The organism is Pseudomonas juntendi (assembly GCF_009932375.1).
Taxonomy (GTDB): Bacteria; Pseudomonadota; Gammaproteobacteria; order Pseudomonadales; family Pseudomonadaceae; genus Aquipseudomonas; species Aquipseudomonas juntendi.
Map to the genome: position 1 here is coordinate 1 of NZ_BLJG01000060.1, position 15,340 is coordinate 15,340.

At 61.2% G+C, this 15,340-nt stretch carries 15 protein-coding genes and 2 pseudogenes; 7 read left to right on the top strand and 10 right to left on the bottom strand.

Annotated elements, in window-relative coordinates; translation table 11 throughout:
• Window positions 1-39: 39 nt before the first annotated feature.
• Both GYA94_RS27840 and GYA94_RS27845 read left to right on the top strand, forming a co-directional pair.
• Window positions 40-618 (top strand): annotated as a pseudogene (locus tag GYA94_RS27840) (GNAT family N-acetyltransferase); the annotation flags it as partial.
• A 27-nt stretch (window positions 619-645) separates the two neighbouring features.
• Window positions 646-1,005 carry a cupin domain-containing protein gene (locus GYA94_RS27845; RefSeq protein WP_174824177.1) on the top strand — a complete coding sequence of 120 codons (360 nt, stop codon included), beginning with the start codon at window positions 646-648 and terminating at the stop codon, window positions 1,003-1,005.
• A 31-nt stretch (window positions 1,006-1,036) separates the two neighbouring features.
• On the opposite strand, the gene GYA94_RS08685 is transcribed toward GYA94_RS27845, so the two are convergent.
• The 3 genes and pseudogenes from GYA94_RS08685 to GYA94_RS08695 form a co-directional block, all read right to left on the bottom strand.
• Entirely contained in the window at window positions 1,037-1,453 is a 417-nt protein-coding gene (locus GYA94_RS08685; protein ID WP_110677190.1) for a DUF6691 family protein, read from the bottom strand.
• A gap of 1 nt (window position 1,454) precedes the next feature.
• Window positions 1,455-1,880, bottom strand: a complete 426-nt coding sequence (locus GYA94_RS08690; RefSeq protein ID WP_110677192.1) for a YeeE/YedE family protein — start codon at window positions 1,878-1,880, stop codon at window positions 1,455-1,457.
• 147 nt (window positions 1,881-2,027) lie between these two features.
• Window positions 2,028-2,848, bottom strand: a pseudogene (locus tag GYA94_RS08695) (universal stress protein).
• Window positions 2,849-3,206: 358 nt separating this feature from the next.
• On the opposite strand from GYA94_RS08695, the gene GYA94_RS08700 reads away from it, so the two are divergent.
• Both GYA94_RS08700 and GYA94_RS08705 read left to right on the top strand, forming a co-directional pair.
• Window positions 3,207-3,443 carry a hypothetical protein gene (locus GYA94_RS08700; RefSeq protein WP_110677194.1) on the top strand — a complete coding sequence of 79 codons (237 nt, stop codon included), beginning with the start codon at window positions 3,207-3,209 and terminating at the stop codon, window positions 3,441-3,443.
• 187 nt (window positions 3,444-3,630) lie between these two features.
• Window positions 3,631-4,323, top strand: a complete 693-nt coding sequence (locus tag GYA94_RS08705) for a DUF421 domain-containing protein (protein ID WP_110677196.1) — start codon at window positions 3,631-3,633, stop codon at window positions 4,321-4,323.
• Between the two features lie 24 nt (window positions 4,324-4,347).
• Here the strand turns inward: GYA94_RS08705 and GYA94_RS08710 are convergent, their stop codons facing one another.
• Window positions 4,348-5,895, bottom strand: coding sequence for a sensor histidine kinase (locus GYA94_RS08710; RefSeq protein ID WP_161892138.1), 1,548 nt, complete (start codon window positions 5,893-5,895; stop codon window positions 4,348-4,350).
• A 248-nt stretch (window positions 5,896-6,143) separates the two neighbouring features.
• Complete coding sequence (locus tag GYA94_RS08715; RefSeq protein ID WP_009685512.1) at window positions 6,144-6,326, bottom strand: hypothetical protein; 183 nt, start codon at window positions 6,324-6,326, stop codon at window positions 6,144-6,146.
• 368 nt (window positions 6,327-6,694) lie between these two features.
• On the opposite strand from GYA94_RS08715, the gene GYA94_RS08720 reads away from it, so the two are divergent.
• On the top strand, window positions 6,695-7,702 hold the full coding sequence (locus GYA94_RS08720; protein WP_110677200.1) for a zinc-binding alcohol dehydrogenase family protein: 1,008 nt from the start codon (window positions 6,695-6,697) through the stop codon (window positions 7,700-7,702).
• A gap of 139 nt (window positions 7,703-7,841) precedes the next feature.
• Complete coding sequence (locus GYA94_RS08725) at window positions 7,842-8,699, top strand: SDR family oxidoreductase (RefSeq protein ID WP_161892139.1); 858 nt, start codon at window positions 7,842-7,844, stop codon at window positions 8,697-8,699.
• A gap of 28 nt (window positions 8,700-8,727) precedes the next feature.
• Here the strand turns inward: GYA94_RS08725 and GYA94_RS08730 are convergent, their stop codons facing one another.
• Together GYA94_RS08730 and GYA94_RS08735 are read right to left on the bottom strand one after the other, a co-directional pair.
• Window positions 8,728-10,800, bottom strand: coding sequence for a hybrid sensor histidine kinase/response regulator (locus GYA94_RS08730; protein ID WP_167524217.1), 2,073 nt, complete (start codon window positions 10,798-10,800; stop codon window positions 8,728-8,730).
• 206 nt (window positions 10,801-11,006) lie between these two features.
• The gene (locus GYA94_RS08735) at window positions 11,007-12,605 is read right to left on the bottom strand and encodes a histidine kinase famiy protein (protein WP_110677304.1); all 1,599 of its coding nucleotides are present in this window, start codon (window positions 12,603-12,605) and stop codon (window positions 11,007-11,009) included.
• A 212-nt stretch (window positions 12,606-12,817) separates the two neighbouring features.
• On the opposite strand from GYA94_RS08735, the gene GYA94_RS08740 reads away from it, so the two are divergent.
• The gene (locus tag GYA94_RS08740) at window positions 12,818-14,041 is read left to right on the top strand and encodes a zinc-dependent alcohol dehydrogenase (RefSeq protein ID WP_161892141.1); all 1,224 of its coding nucleotides are present in this window, start codon (window positions 12,818-12,820) and stop codon (window positions 14,039-14,041) included.
• Window positions 14,042-14,068: 27 nt separating this feature from the next.
• On the opposite strand, the gene GYA94_RS08745 is transcribed toward GYA94_RS08740, so the two are convergent.
• The 3 genes from GYA94_RS08745 to GYA94_RS08750 all read right to left on the bottom strand — a co-directional run bounded on the left by GYA94_RS08745 (window position 14,069) and on the right by GYA94_RS08750 (window position 15,227).
• Complete coding sequence (locus GYA94_RS08745) at window positions 14,069-14,593, bottom strand: hypothetical protein (protein WP_110677204.1); 525 nt, start codon at window positions 14,591-14,593, stop codon at window positions 14,069-14,071.
• A 59-nt stretch (window positions 14,594-14,652) separates the two neighbouring features.
• The gene (locus GYA94_RS27640; RefSeq protein ID WP_167524218.1) at window positions 14,653-14,811 is read right to left on the bottom strand and encodes a hypothetical protein; all 159 of its coding nucleotides are present in this window, start codon (window positions 14,809-14,811) and stop codon (window positions 14,653-14,655) included.
• Between the two features lie 119 nt (window positions 14,812-14,930).
• Complete coding sequence (locus GYA94_RS08750) at window positions 14,931-15,227, bottom strand: DUF6555 family protein (RefSeq protein WP_009685521.1); 297 nt, start codon at window positions 15,225-15,227, stop codon at window positions 14,931-14,933.
• Between the last annotated feature and the right edge of the window lie 113 nt (window positions 15,228-15,340).

Consider the following 15,340-nt stretch of genomic DNA (forward strand, 5'->3'; position numbering starts at 1 on the left):
GGTCAACGGTGTAAACCCGCCACCCCGCCACCCGATCCCATGGAAGCCCTGGACATGCTTACCCACTTCAGACCTGCCGAGGCCTCGGACGCGCCCGATATCGCGCGCTTCTTTCAACTGACATCAGAAGGCATGGCCGATTACATATGGAGCAAGCTGGCCGCGCCGGGAGAAGCATTGCTGAGTGTGGGCGCGGCTCGCTATGCCAGGGAACAGGGCGATTTTTCATACAGGAACTGCCTGATGGCCACCTGCGAAGGTCGCGTCATCGGCATGATGCACAGCTATGCACTGCATGCGGCCCCTGACCGGCAGGTCGAGACAGACCCGGTACTCGCGCCTTACGCCGACATGGAAATACCCGACACCCTGTACATCTCCAGCCTGGCCCTGGATGAGGCCTGGCGCAGCCAGGGCCTGGGCGTGCAGTTCCTTCGCCACGCCCAGCAACGCGCCGAGGACCTGGGCTTGCAGGGCCTGTGCCTGATCGACTACGCGGAAAACCACGGTGCACGGCGCTTCTACGAACGCCATGGCTTCAAGATCGTGAAAACCTGCCAGATCGTGCCGCACCCGATGCTCGCCGTCACCGGCGAAGCCTATTTGATGTATCGCCCTAACCCCCAACCCGCACGAGAAGTAACCATGACCCAGAAACTGACCGTGTTCCGCGAAATGGATATCCAACCGGTGCGCGACCTGCCCTTCTTCGAAGAGGTGGTGGAAGGCGACCCGCACACGCTGACGTCCAAGTACTACCACGATGAACAGCAAGGTCGTATTTCCGGCGAATGGGAGGCCAGTACCGGAGCGTGGCGTATCGACTACAAAGTCTGGGAATTCTGCCATGTGTTGAGCGGGCGCTGCGTGATCGAGCTCGACGGCTGTGCGCCGGCCACCCTCGCCGCTGGCGACACGTTCATCATCGAGCCCGGCGCCAAAGGCAAGTGGACTGTGCTGGAGGACATGAAAAAGAACTTCGTGATCCTCGTTCCCGCAAACTAGTCGGCGCAGGCGCGTGGGCGCGCCTGTCAATTCAGCGGCGTGACGCTTCCACGGCGCTGAATACCACCATGCCCACGAGCATGGCCGCCACGAACAGCCAGGCTTGCCAGTAGCCGCCAACCAGCAGCACCAGTGCCGGGCCCGGGCAGATGCCAGCGATCCCCCAGCCGACCCCAAACATGAGGCTGCCGCCCACCAGCCGCCGGTCGATGTCGCGCCGCGTCGGCAACTGCATCCGGCCACCCAGCAACGCCACGCTGTGCCGCCGCGCCCAGGTCATGGGCAGCAAAGCGATGCCGATGGCGCCAACCATGACCAGCGCCAGCGAGGCATCCCAGCGCCCGGCCAGGTCGAGAAACCCGAGCACTTTCGCGGGGTTTGCCATGCCGGATAGCAACAACCCCAGGCCGAACAACACGCCAGCCAGAAAACCACTGAGCCGCTGCATGTCAGTTACCTGCCAGCACATGACGAAGGATATAGACGGTGGCAAACCCGGCCACCATGAAACTCAGCGTTGCTACTGCCGAGCGCGGCGACAATCGGGAAAGGCCACACACACCATGGCCGCTGGTGCAGCCTGCGGCGTAACGGGTGCCGAGGCCGACCAGCAACCCGGCGACCACCAGCCACCCGGGCGAAACCGTAAAGTGCGCAGTCGGCAGGGCCGTAAACAGTTGCCACAGCAACGGCGCGGCGAAGATGCCAAGCAGGAATGACGCTTTCTCGCCACGCCCCTCCCCGCCACGTTGCAGCAACGACCCGAGCAGGCCGCTGATACCCGCGATACGCCCATTGGCCACGGCAAACAGCGCAGCAGCCAGGCCGATCAAGGCGCCGCCTGCCAGCGCCGTCCAAGGGGTGAAATCGTTCATGCACAGCGCCTCGAAGAATGCCACGTAAGGGAAACACCGACGTCGACATTATGGCATTGCTGGCATGCAGCCTCCATTGACGGTCGCCAACAGTGTCTGTGCCAACGCACCGCAGGTGCTGTCGTGCAGCCCATCACAACTGCCAAGTCAACCTTGAGAACGCTCGGGCGAGATCACCAGCACACTGGACGACAAGCGATGCAGTACCCGTTCGGCCGTACTGCCAATGAACCAGCCAATACCGCGGTGGTGATAGCTGCCCATCACCAGCACGTCGGTGTCATGGTTGTCCATGAACAGGGCCAGCGCCTTGGCCGGGTCACCGATGCGCATATGGCGGTGCTCGGCCGCTATGCCGTTGCGCTCGGCCAGCGCCTGGAAGGCATCGCTCTGGGCTTCATGAAGTGTGTGCGCCAAGTTGGAGTCGAAGATGATCTGGTCATTGAAACCCTCGATCTGATCCTCTGGCCTGGACAAGTCCACCGCCGCCAGGATGGTGCGGGGCAACGCATGGCTTGCCTTGTGCACCAGGTGCAGCGGGATGCGGGTTTCGCGCAGCAGTTGTATATCCAAGTTGTATATCCAGGGAAGTGAACATGGCGCGTGCCCACCAAGGCTCATGCTCGAAGGCCTTGATCAGCATGGCGAACGGCTGTTCGCGCAGGTGCACCAGGATCTCGTCGAGCGGGTGCTGCACCCACAGCACTTCGGTGGTCACGGTGACACCGCTGCGGCGCATCGGTTGCGCCTGGGCTTCGAGCCAGTCGCGGTGCTGCTGCACATAGCTTTCGCGCATTGCCGCCAGGTTCATTGACCAGGCCTGGGGTTGCAAGGCCTTCCACATAGTCGAACGCCACGATATGCAGCGCCCTGCCCTTGGCCTTGGCCAGCGCGGCGGCGCGGTCGTAGACGGGGGTCCGGCGCATCAGCGGCGATGCTATCAACAGCAGTCTTTGCGGGGTTTGCATGGCCCACCTCGGCGGTTGCGTTACGTGCTCGCAGCATCGTTCAGCCATGCTCGGCAGACTTGACGTTTGTCAACTGACGCGCTCACGACAACGGCATTCATCACAACGCGGGTATTTGACGCAGATCAACCGGTTGCCGGACGCCAGGCACAACCTGATCCCATCGCAACGCCCTCACCGTCAGGCAAGGTATCGTCAACCTGCGCGGCAAGCTGGTGGAAACACTCGACATGCCGGCCCTGCTGGCGCTGGAGAAAGGCGAGCCTGCCAATGGAAGACTGCAAGCCCTGACCGTGCCATGCTAGATACGCTGATGGCAGCAGCACCGCTGCTGCGCAATCGATAGAGGTTCACTAGCATGGACGACCCGCTCGCCAAACTCGACCACTACATCGAAACCCTCGGCCCCATCGCCGATGCCCTCGAGCAGCAGGTTGGCCCCTGCCCCGGTACGCGCCCAGCGCTGATCGCGTGGCTGATGGAATGGAAGGGCAGCCACCCGGCACACAGTAAAATCGAGGGTGATCCGCCCTGCTTGCCTGCCAGCCTGAAAGCGGCCTACCGCCAATGGGCGAAACTGGAGGCCAGCGAATAAAGGTAATCAGCCCGCTGAACGATTGCCGCGGGCCGCTGCGCACGGAGCATTGCGAGGTTACCTGCGGTCGAACGCCTGACAGACCTCTGGCACTGCGCTGGGCGGCGGTTCATGCCAGCCGCCGATAAGCGCGTGCCAGGCGTGATTCGGCCCACATTGAGGGCTTAACGGACGGGAAAAGACAAGTATGGTCACATTCGATCTGCACAGGATGTTGCTCGGCGAACTTCCGGTCACCTTTCTCCTGGAAGTCGCCGCTCGGGTATTGGCCGCCTTTCTCGCTGTGTTCTGCTTTCTCAAGTTCAGCGGGCGCCGCGGGATCAAGCAGCTATCGCGCTTTGAACTGGTGGTGATTCTGACCCTGGGGTCTGCGGCGGGCGACGTGACATTCTACGAGGATGTGCCGCTTCTGCCGGTAGCCCTGGTGTTCATTACCCTGCTCGTGCTGTACCGCGGCACCATCTACCTCATGAAGCGAAGCAAGACCTGCGAGGCGTGGATTGATGGCCTGCCCATCACCGTGGTCAAGGACGGCATGTACGAGGTCCATTCGCTGCGTAACCTGAACATTTCAGCCAGTGAACTGTTCATGGAGCTGCGCCAACAAGGCGTGGAGCACCTGGGGCAAGTCCGTTTGGGCCTGCTGGAGACCGATGGCGACCTCAGCCTGTATTTCTACACTGCCGAGGATACCCGCCCGGGCTTGTCCGTGCTGCCTGCCGAACACCGGCCCGAATACAGCTCGCCGCCCGCGGCCGGGCTATACAGCTGCGTAGGCTGCGGCTTTGCGACCTACCATGAGGCTGAAGATACGCGCTGCTGCGAACGTTGTGGCCATGGCGTCTGGTCGCCGGCCCTGGACACCTTGCGCAGTCGATAAAGCAGGCTGCCAACACCGGCAAGGCTAGAGTTTGAAGCGGACATGAATACAGCTCTTGCTGGCCTGGCGATCAATGGTCACCGCGGCGCTACCATACCCGGAATAGCTTTTGACCAAGCGCATACCCAGGCCAGTGCCCGTCGGCTTGGGGTAGTTGTCCGGGAAGCCATCACCTTCATCGCGAACAGTGAGCAGTGCATGGTCACCTGCATGCTTGACCAGCACGTCAATGGTGCCTTTGCCGTACTTTAGCGCGTTGGTGATCAGCTCGGAGATGACCAGGCCCAGGGGCGCCATACGTTCAGGCGGCAGCACGAAATCATCTGCCTCCAGAACGATCTTGCGGTCTGCCAAGGCCTTGCCCAAATCGCCGAGCAATGCATTCAGATATTCTTCAGCATGCACGCCTTGGTCTTCAGCGGTCTGGTACAGCCGCTCGTGAACACTGGCAATGGTGACTACCCGGCCAGCCGCGGTTTCAAGCTGCAGCTTGACCGCCGCGTCGGCTGCCAGGTTTGCCTGCAGCAGCAGCAGTGTGTTCACCAGGTGCAAACTGTTCTTGACCCGATGATGAATCTCCTCCAGATAGAGGTCGCTGCGGTCTTGCCTGGTGTTCTGCGCCTCGATCAGGGACAGCAGTTGGGCCTCGTACTGATGCCGTGCGGTGATGTCGCGCGATACGGCGATCACTCGCTCAACCTGGCCATTCACGCCCATGATCGGCGCCACCGTCACATCCCACCATTTCGGCTCAGTAGCCGATAACGGGCAATACGCTTCGAACCGAATGGTCTCGCCAGCGCCGACTTTACCCAGCGCCTCCCACACAATCGACCTGGATTCCCCTGGCCACAGCTCATGCCAGCGCTGGCCTGTGACTTCGGCAGCGCTGGTGTTCATGAAGGTCAGGCCAGCTTCGTTCATGAATTCGATGTGCCCGTCGGCAGACATGATCTCCACCCAGTCAGGGCTGGCATTGAGGATCGTCTCGGAATAGGGGTCGGGGTGAGGCGCCTCGACCCCTGCGGCAATCCGTTCGGCAGCCAGTGAAATGACGGTAGCGATCCCTTCCAGGAACACCAGGTCGCTTTCCACGAAATCCTCACCATTGCTGCTGTCGGCCTCAAGCACGCCGAATGGGCCGAGTACACCGCGAATCGGTACATTGATCGCGCGCTCGATACCGTATTTTTTCAGCAGCTCAGGGGTGCGGAACCTATTTTCCATGCCCAGATGGTTCGACAGTACCGGCCTGTAGGTGGCCAGCGCATACCCTGCCGGGCTGGCTTCATCTGCACCCACGGTAGCCCTGCCGATGTCTGCAGCATCCCAGCCAACCCCATGGGACAGGACGAAACCGTCGCCGTCCAATTCAGGCTGGAGCACCTTGGCGTAGCGCGTATTCATGCCCTCGGCAACCACTTCACAGGCGCGCGTCAGCAGCAGGTCGAGTTCTGTGACCTGCAACGACACCACGCCAAACTCGACAACCAGCTCATGTTGTCGGTGAAGGCGTGCATGGGTTCGATTCAAGGCTGCACGGATCGTTTCGTCCGTAGGTAGCTGCTGCATAGGGTTCCCTTTGTAGTGTGCAGGAACGCGTCCAGCCTCCATACGCAGCGAAGGCGGTTCGCTTACCGCCCTCCTACGATAGCCGCTAATCGATATACGCGCGCCAGTGCTCGCCCCGCTGCGCCAGCGTAGGGCTGGACTTCAATGGTCACTTTACGCGGTAAATTCAGGGGGCGGTGCATATTATGACGAGGCGTGCAGCAGCGCTGTGCCTGTTCAGCCGGTGGGTGGCGCCCCCTGCAGCGTTGCTACAGCTCATACGGGGTGGCCATGGGCCGCGTAGCACGCTGGCTCAAACCTTCCACCGCGGTAACCCGGGCAATTTCAATACCATTGCGCACGATGACAACCACCGTGCCATAGATGACTTGTTCGAGGATGTACTCAAGGCTGGTCTGGGCTTCGGACAGGTCATATTTGACGTGGTGCACGATGGCGTTCCTTTTGGGAGGTTCGATTGGGGTGAGGTTCACCCCGCAGGCAAGCGGCCCGTGTAAGGCCACATGCTGGTCAATATGATGATGCGCCCGCCGGGGAATGTGCTGCCTAAAAACGCCACCGCTGAAAAGATTTTCGATTATTTATTCTGATTCTCCAGAATTCGCACATTATCTATTCAGTGAAGTGAATGTCTGATCACTTCACAGCCCCATCAGGGCAAGTGCAAACCGGGGCCGGGTCGCGAGGCCCTCAATGCATTTTCACGCCTGCAGAGAAAGTCTTGCTTCATGCAGGCTGTTTTTCCAATCAATTGAAAGGCTTAGCCTGCACCCACTTTCCCAGCCTCTGGATACAAACCATGAAAGCCGTCGTCTATACCCAACCCGGTTTGCCCATTCAGGACCCACAATCGCTCTACGACACAGAATTGCCCCCGCCCCAGGCGGGTGCCAGGGATCTGCTGGTCGAGGTCAAGGCCATTGCGGTAAACCCGGTCGATACGAAAATACGGGCAAGCCGTGGCGGCCAACAGCCACAGGTGCTCGGCTGGGACGCTGTAGGGGTTGTGCGCGAGGTGGGCCCTGAAGTGACGTTGTTCCGGCCCGGCGACGAAGTGTTCTACGCCGGCGCCATCGACCGCCCGGGCAGCTACAGCGAGCTGCATGTAGTTGACGAGCGTATCGTCGGGCACAAGCCCCGTAGTCTGAATAACGCTGATGCTGCGGCGTTGCCGTTGACCTCCATCACCGCCTGGGAGTTGCTGTTCGACCGCCTGGGCATCGCAGAGCAGGCTGGCCAAGGGCAAAGCCTGCTGGTGGTCGGCGCTGCCGGCGGGGTGGGCTCCATCCTGATCCAGCTTGCCAGCAAGCTTACGCAATTGACGGTGATCGGTACCGCCTCCAGGGCTGAAAGCCAACAGTGGATCGAGGAACTGGGTGCGGATCATGTCATCGACCACACCCGGCCGATCGCCGCTCAGCTTGCAGCGCATGAACTCGAGTGCGTGGATTATGTGATCAGCCTGACGCACACCGATACCTACCTGGACCAGTTGGTAGAAGTGCTTCGCCCACAAGGCAAGCTGGCGCTGATCGACGATCCGGCGCAGCTGGATGTGGTGCCCCTCAAGCGCAAGTCACTGTCGCTGCACTGGGAGCTCATGTTCACCCGCTCGCTGTACCAGACCGACGACATGATCAAGCAACATCATCTGCTCGAACGTGTCTCCAGCCTGGTCGACAAGGGCGTGCTGCGGACAACCCTGGGCGAGCACTTCGGTGCAATCAACGCCGAGAACCTCCGGCGTGCGCACGCCGTCATCGAGAGCGGCAAGGCCCGGGGCAAGATCGTGCTGGAAAGCTTCTGACCGGAGCGCGAAGCAATCGCGCCTTGGTTCACGAGCAGGGGTGGCACCGCTCGTCGCTTCCTCGGCGCATTGGAACCAACGCGCAGGTACCAGCCTCCTCGAACCGGTATGAGCATTCTCAACTGCAGGAGCTTTTACCATGCGCGACTACCCTACCCCGCCGTTCCCGTCTCAACCGCAGAGCGTTCCTGGTACGCAGCGCAAGATGGAGCCATACCCGGATTGCGGCGAGCAGTCCTATACCGGCCATGGCCGGCTTACAGGCAAGATCGCCCTGATTACAGGGGCCGACAGTGGCATCGGCCGGGCGGTGGCCATCGCTTATGCCCGGGAAGGTGCAGATGTTGCCATCAGCTACCTCGACGAGCATGAGGATGCGCAGGAAACCGCACGCTGGGTCGAGGCGGCAGGCCGCCAATGCCTGCTGCTGCCTGGTGACTTGGCGCACAAGCAACACTGCCACGCCATCGTGGCCAAGACCGTCGAGCGGTTTGGCCGCATCGATGTCCTGGTGAACAATGCCGCGTTCCAGATGGCCCACGAAACCCTGGAGGAAATTGACGATGATGAATGGGTGAAAACCTTCGATATCAACATCACCGCCATTTTCCGCATTTGCAAGGCGGCGTTGCCTTCCATGCCCAAGGGCAGCTCGATCATCAATACCAGTTCGGTGAACTCCGACGACCCCTCCCCCAGCTTGCTGCCGTATGCGGCGACCAAAGGTGCCATTGCCAACTTCACGGCCGGCCTGGCGCAGTTGCTGGGCAAAAAGGGCATTCGCGTGAACAGCGTAGCCCCGGGGCCCATCTGGACCCCGTTGATTCCGGCGACCATGCCCGATGAGGCGGTCCGGAACTTCGGCTCCGGCTACCCCATGGGGCGCCCTGGGCAACCCGTCGAGGTTGCGCCGATCTACGTGCTGCTGGCATCTGACGAAGCCAGCTACATCAGCGGGTCGCGCTATGCCGTGACAGGTGGTAAACCGATTCTTTGAGGGCAGAGCCGCCCTGCCAACCCCGGCATTATCGTTCGGGCTGCGCGCCCAGCATCGCATGTACCCTGGCCACCAGCTCGTCTACGGCGAAAGGCTTGGTCAGTAAAGCCGATGGGTCGCGCAGGAGCTCGTGCTCGAACAATCCCGGGTTGGTGAAACCCGTCATGAAGATAACGGGCAGCGCCTTGCGAATCTGGCGGCTGGACGACGCCATCTGAAGACCGTCAATGCCGCCAGGCAGCCCGACATCCGTTACCAGCAAATCGATGCGCGTGTCGGAAGACAACAGCTGCAAGCCAGCCTGGCTATCAGCCGCCTCGATGACCGTACACCCCAAACCACCGAGCACATCACTGACGAACAGGCGCACGGAGGGTTCATCGTCAACGACCAGTACAGTACGGTCAGACCACCGGCCACACAGGCCATGCTCGAGTGCTGCGCGGCCCGCCAACTGCGGCTGGCCCCTCACTGCCGGCAGGGACAATTCAACCCGCGTCCCTACCCCCTCCTCAGAACTGATCCTTACCTGGCCACCCGACTGCTTGGCAAAACCGTAGACCATCGACAAGCCCAGCCCAGTGCCTTCGCCTATCGACTTGGTGGTGAAGAACGGCTCGCACGCCTTGGCGAGCGTATCTGCACACATGCCCATGCCGTCGTCGGTGACGCTGATGGTCAGATACTCGCCTGGCTGCAGTTCGGTATCCAGCCCAGGGCCTGCCTCCAAGGTATGGTTGGCTGTGGCGATCGTGATCGTGCCAGGCTTCTGCGCCAGGGCATCGCGGGCATTGATGCAAAGGTTCAACAGGGAGTTTTCGACCTGTACCGGGTCAACCAGGCACGTGGCCAACTGCGCGTTCAGATTGACCTTGAGGGCAATCGACGGTCCGACCGTGCGGCTGATAAGGTCCTTCAAACCCTCGACCAGCTCATTGACATCGGTGCGCACGGGCAGCAACGGCTGCCGACGGGAAAACGCCAGTAACCGGTGGGTCAACGCTGCGGCCTTCTGCGCCGCCCGGTGCGCGACTTCGAGGTAGCGCTCAACGTCTGCAGTGCGCCCAGCCTTGCCGCGCATCCGGGCAAGGTCAAGGCTGCCAATGATGCCTGCCAGCAGGTTGTTGAAATCGTGGGCGATGCCACCAGTGAGCTGACCGATGGCTTCCATTTTTTGCGCCTGGCGCAGTGCCTCCTGCGCCGCCTCACGCTCGGCAACCGCTTCGCTGACCCGCTTTTCCAGCGTGCGGTTCAGCTCCAGCAGTTCAGCTTCCGCCTGCTTGCGCCCGGAAACGTCAATCGATGAGCCGATCAGGCCGATGATCTGCCCGGCTTCATCGACCAGCGGGGCCTTGACTGACAACCAGGTGGTTGCCGAGCCATCGGGCATGTCGACCCGCTCTTCAACCTGCACGGTCTTGCCGCTGCCCATCACCAGCCGATCCGTTTCCATCACCTGGCGCGCCTGGTCCTTGTCTTCCAGGAATTCCAGGTCGGTCTTGCCCAGGTAGAATTCGGGCGGTTTGCCAATCAGCTGCGTCGCGCCGTGGTTGGCAATCAGCATCCTGCCGTCGAGATCCTTGGCGTAGACCACACCCGGCACGGCGGCCGTGAATGTGCGCAACAGCGCCGAGACCCGATCGCGTTCCGCTTCGGCGGCCCTGCGCGCTTCGATGTCCATGAGCACACCCGGGAACCGCACGGCTCGCCCGCTATGGTCCAGCTCGGCATGGCCGTTGGCTTCGATCCAGTGGTAGACACCGTCCTCGTTACGCACGCGGTATTCACAGCGAAACGCGCCGCCGTTGGCCACTGCCCGCTGGATATCCTGATGCACCCGCTCACGGTCATCGGGGTAAATCGCCGAAAACGCTTCAGCCAAGGGGATACCGGCCTGACACTGCTGCGCAGGAATGCCGAACGAACGGGAGAAACGCTCGTCTGCAGTGACCCGATCGTTGGGAATATCCCAGACCCAGGTACCGACGATAGCGGCTGCCTCCAGCACAAGTCGCAATTTTTCCGAGGAATCATCTGCAATAGAGAGTAATTCAGAACGGGTATTCAATGCCGACGGTGCGGCAACCCCCTCTTTATTCATGATCCACCTCTGTGGGAGCGTCATAATCCTGGCAATGTCGGCAGCCGCTGCTCACCGACATGTGACGCTGGTACAGGTCACGGACCAGGCTGTAGACGAAGGTGTACAGAGCCTATGACCCTAGCGCAAGTGTTGGACCACAAGCAGGGGCAAACAATTCAATAACTTGCAAGGGCTTGCTCAGTCGTGCAGCCGCTGACCGCGGCTCAGGTGACGCCGGTAGGCCCATCCAGCACCTGCCTGACCCGCCGAGCCAGGTCATGGGGCTGGCAAGGCTTGGATATCACCTCGAACTCCGAGCCGCCGATGTCGGTGCGCTCGATCGAATTTTCAGCATAGCCAGTCGTGAGCAATACCTTGATCTGCGGTTGCAGCCTGCGCACCTCCCGGGCAAGCATGACGCCGTTCATGCCGCCTGGCATGATCAGGTCGGTGAACAACAGGTCGTACCGCTCGCCAGCCTGGATAAGCTTCAACGCTTCCCGCGCATTGAGCACCATGTCGGCAGCGTAGCCGTAGTCCTCGAGCACCATTTTTGCCAGCTCTGCCACATCCGGGCGGTCTTCCACGATGAGGATACGCTCTGAGCCCCCACCGCGTTCGGCGGTCTTCACGGCGGGCTGCTGGACGACCTTGGCGTCGTCGACGGGGAAGTACAGGCGCAGGGTCGTGCCTTCCCCCTCTTCGGTGTAGATGCGCGCAGCACCCCCGGATTGCCTGGCGAAGCCGTAGACCATCGACAGGCCCAGCCCCGAGCCCTTGCCCTCTTCCTTGGTGGTGAAAAACGGGTCCATGACGCGGTCACGGATGCTGGCCGGCATGCCTATACCATTGTCGGTCACGGACAGGCTGACATAGTTGCCGGGCAAAAGGCCGTCGAAGGAATGGTTGATGTCGGTGACCAGCACATTGCGGGTTTCAATGAACACGTGCGGGCGCTTGCGCCCTATCAGCGCGTCGCGCGCGTTCATGAAGATATTGAGCAGTGCCACTTCGGCCTGCGTGGGGTCGATGCGGCAATTGCGCAGGTCTGCCTCGAAGTCGAATTCCACCAGAACATCGGCGCCGAAGGTCCGCTCCATCATGGGCCGCAGGTCCTCGACCAGGTGGTTGAGGTTGAGCACGCGCCCATGCAGTTTCTGCTTGCGGGCGAAGGCCAGCAACTGCTTGGTCAGCGTGCTGGCGCGCTCCACCGCCGTCTGCGCGTGCCCCACACTGCGGCGGATGCGATTGAGGTCGACCTGAGTCTTGTCAGCCTCATTGGCGATCAGCCCCAGGTACCCACCCATCACCTGCAACAGGTTGTTGAAATCGTGGGCGATACCGCCTGTGAGCTGGCCCAGCGCCTCCATTTTCTGGGCCTGGCGCAAGGCGTCCTCGGCATCGCGACGGCGGCTGACGTCCAGTTGCGAGGCAAAGTGATAGATCAGGTCGCCGCGCTCATTGAAGATCGGCGAGATGAACAGCGCGTTCCAGAAGCTGGAGCCATCCTTGCGATAATTGAGAATTTCCGTGGCGATATCCACACGCTGTTCGATGCTAGCGCGCAAGGTTGCGACCACCTCGGTATCGGTTTCCGGGCCTTGCAGGAACCGGCAATTGCGCCCGAGGATCTCTGCCAGCTCATAGCCGGTCATGTCGAGGAACGCCCGGTTGGCGAAAATGATGGGGTTATCGTCACGGTTGGGATCGGTGACGATCATGGGCATCCGCGTGGTTTCCACGGCCGCGAAGAACATGTCGTGGGGCAGCTCGGAAATATCCCCTGAAGCCTGGTTACTGACGCGGGCCTTTTTACTGCTCACGGAAAACTCCTCGATCATTACCGATGCAGGTCCAATCTGGACAACAACAGCGGGCAGATTGCTCAATGCAGACAGCAGTGCTGCCAGGCCTGCGCTGCCGGCGCATGTGGCCCACCGAATTTGCCAATGAATTGCCGTTTCTGAACGTTGCCGACTTGCCGAGTTCCCCGGCATGGACCATCTTGAAAGCAGCCACCGCAGGAGTCGTATCCATGAGAGCACTGACTTACCACGGGCCACAGGACGTTCGCGTCGACAATGTTCCGGATCCCATCCTCGAGCACGACGACGACGTCATCTTGCGAGTCACCGCCACAGCCATTTGCGGCTCTGACTTGCACCTGTACCACGGCAGGATCCCGGAGACCAAACCTGGCGACATTTTCGGCCACGAATTCATGGGCATCGTCGAAGAAACCGGGCGCGGGGTTACCCACTTGCAGGTCGGTGACCGCGTGGTGATCCCGTTCGTGATCGCCTGTGGTAGCTGCTTCTTCTGCCAGCTCGACCAGTTCGCCGCCTGCGAAACCACCAACCGAGGCCGCGGCGCCATCGTCGACAAGAAAAGCATCCCACCCGGCGCCGCCCTGTTCGGTTACAGCCACCTCTACGGTGGCGTGCCCGGCGGCCAGGCCGAGTATGTGCGCGTGCCGAAGGCAAATGTCGGCCCGTTCAAGGTGCCGACAGCGCTGCCCGACGACAAGGTGTTGTTCCTCTCCGATATCCTGCCCACCGCCTGGCAGGCGGTTACCAACGCCCAGGTGGGCCAGGGTTCGACGCTGGCGATCTACGGTGCCGGGCCGGTCGGGCTGCTGAGTGCCGCCTGTGCGCGGATGCTGGGTGCCCAGACCATCTTCATGGTCGATGCCAACCGGCACCGCCTGGCCTTCGCCCACGACGCCTATGGCGTAGTGCCGATCAATATCGAGGACGACGACCAACCGGCCGACAGCATCATCCGCCTCACCCCGGGTATGCGTGGGGTAGATGCCGTGATTGACGCGGTGGGTTTCGAAGCCAAAGGCAGTACCGCCGAAGCAGTGTTGACCGCACTGAAGATCGAGGGCAGTAACGGCAAGGCGCTGCGCCAGAGCATTGCCGCCGTACGCCGCGGGGGCATCGTGAGTGTGCCGGGGGTATACGCCGGGCACGTACACGGGTTCATGTTCGGCGATGCCTTCGACAAAGGCCTGACCTTCAAGATGGGCCAGACCCATGTGCAGAAGTTCCTGCCCGAACTGCTCACCTGTATCGAGAACGGGCGCCTGCAACCCGAACTCATCGTGACCCATCGCATGCCCCTCGAGGAGGCGGCCTTCGCCTATAAGATGTTCGATCAGAAGAGCTACGACTGCCGTAAGGTCATACTGGTTCCAGGTGCTGCGCCAAGTAACCTGGCCGCGAGCGTTGGCACATGGTTACCACGCCATCATTGAGGCGAGGTCTGCTACCGGCGGCGTTGCTCAGGCCAGCTGGATGAACACCGCATAGGCACCCAGGATCAGCCAGAACACCAGGAATATCCACGGTGTACGCAGCGAGAACAACAGCGACTTACGGTGTCCGGCCTGTGATGTTTCCGTCTCACTGAACAGAGGCGACTCGTCATAGGCCAGGCCCATCAACGGCTCGCTGCGCAGCAAATGGCTCTGTTTGAGTTGCCAGTGCTCGATGATGCGATAGGCCGCATGGATACCGGGCCAGGCATTGAGCGAGCTGAGTATGCCAAGCAGGGCCAGAAACGGCGGCACCACCAGGGTGAACATTTCGCCCCAGCTCTGGTTGAGGTTACCCATCGATGACACGAACGCGATGACCAGAAATGACTGTGCGGCCAGGTAGGCGTCGGTGCGGTTGGCAAGAATACTGGTCTCATACTGGATTTCACCGCGATAGAAATCCAGCCGCTCCTTGGGTGAGCCGAACATATGGGCGTTGTGCGCGCTGACCTCATGCTCCGGCGTGGTGGGGGTTATGATGCGCGGCACAGGTCGGCTCCTGATGGGTGAGATCTGATGAACCCTAGCGGTTGCAAGCACGCCCAGCCTCAGGCGCCGTGCTCACCCTGCTCGCGCGCTTCCTTCTGGGCGGTGGAGTCATGCGAAGTGCCCCCGGAGCCATCCGGGCGCTGGGCATCGTTGTCGCGCTCCTGCTCGCCGGTGGATTCGGCCTGCTCGGTGGCTTTGTCCTTCTCTGACGCTGTCATGGTGCGTATCCTCTGCTGTGTGGTGGTAATTGGGGCTAGTAACATGAATCTGTAGCCCCCGACGAAGTTCAGCGGGTCTTGCCAAAGCAGGATCAACGGCAGGCGGCGTGCAGGCGGTATCAGCTTTTGCCCGGCCCGCCATTCGAGAACTTCTTCACATCAATGGGCTGGGCAACGAACTCCGGGCCATCCCCCGACGCGCGCCAGCGCACATTCCCGATGCCATAGCGCTCAGCCATGGGGCGGCTGACCTTCTTGATCGTGTGCTGGCCAAAGCGGGGAATGATTCCTACGCCTGCATCACAGCTCGCCCAGTGCCAGGCCTCGGCGTTGTCCATACGCCCCAAGCGGATGATGAAGGTGCGGAATTCACCGTGAAGCTCATACTCGATCACATACAACTGCTGCCCTGCCATTGGACTCTCCTCCATCGATTCAAGCTAATGGAGTGAACCGACGCTAGAAAATTCAGAAATTTTTGACCACTTGGTCATTCCCCTGCTCAGTACGCCGGTTCGCTGATCAACCG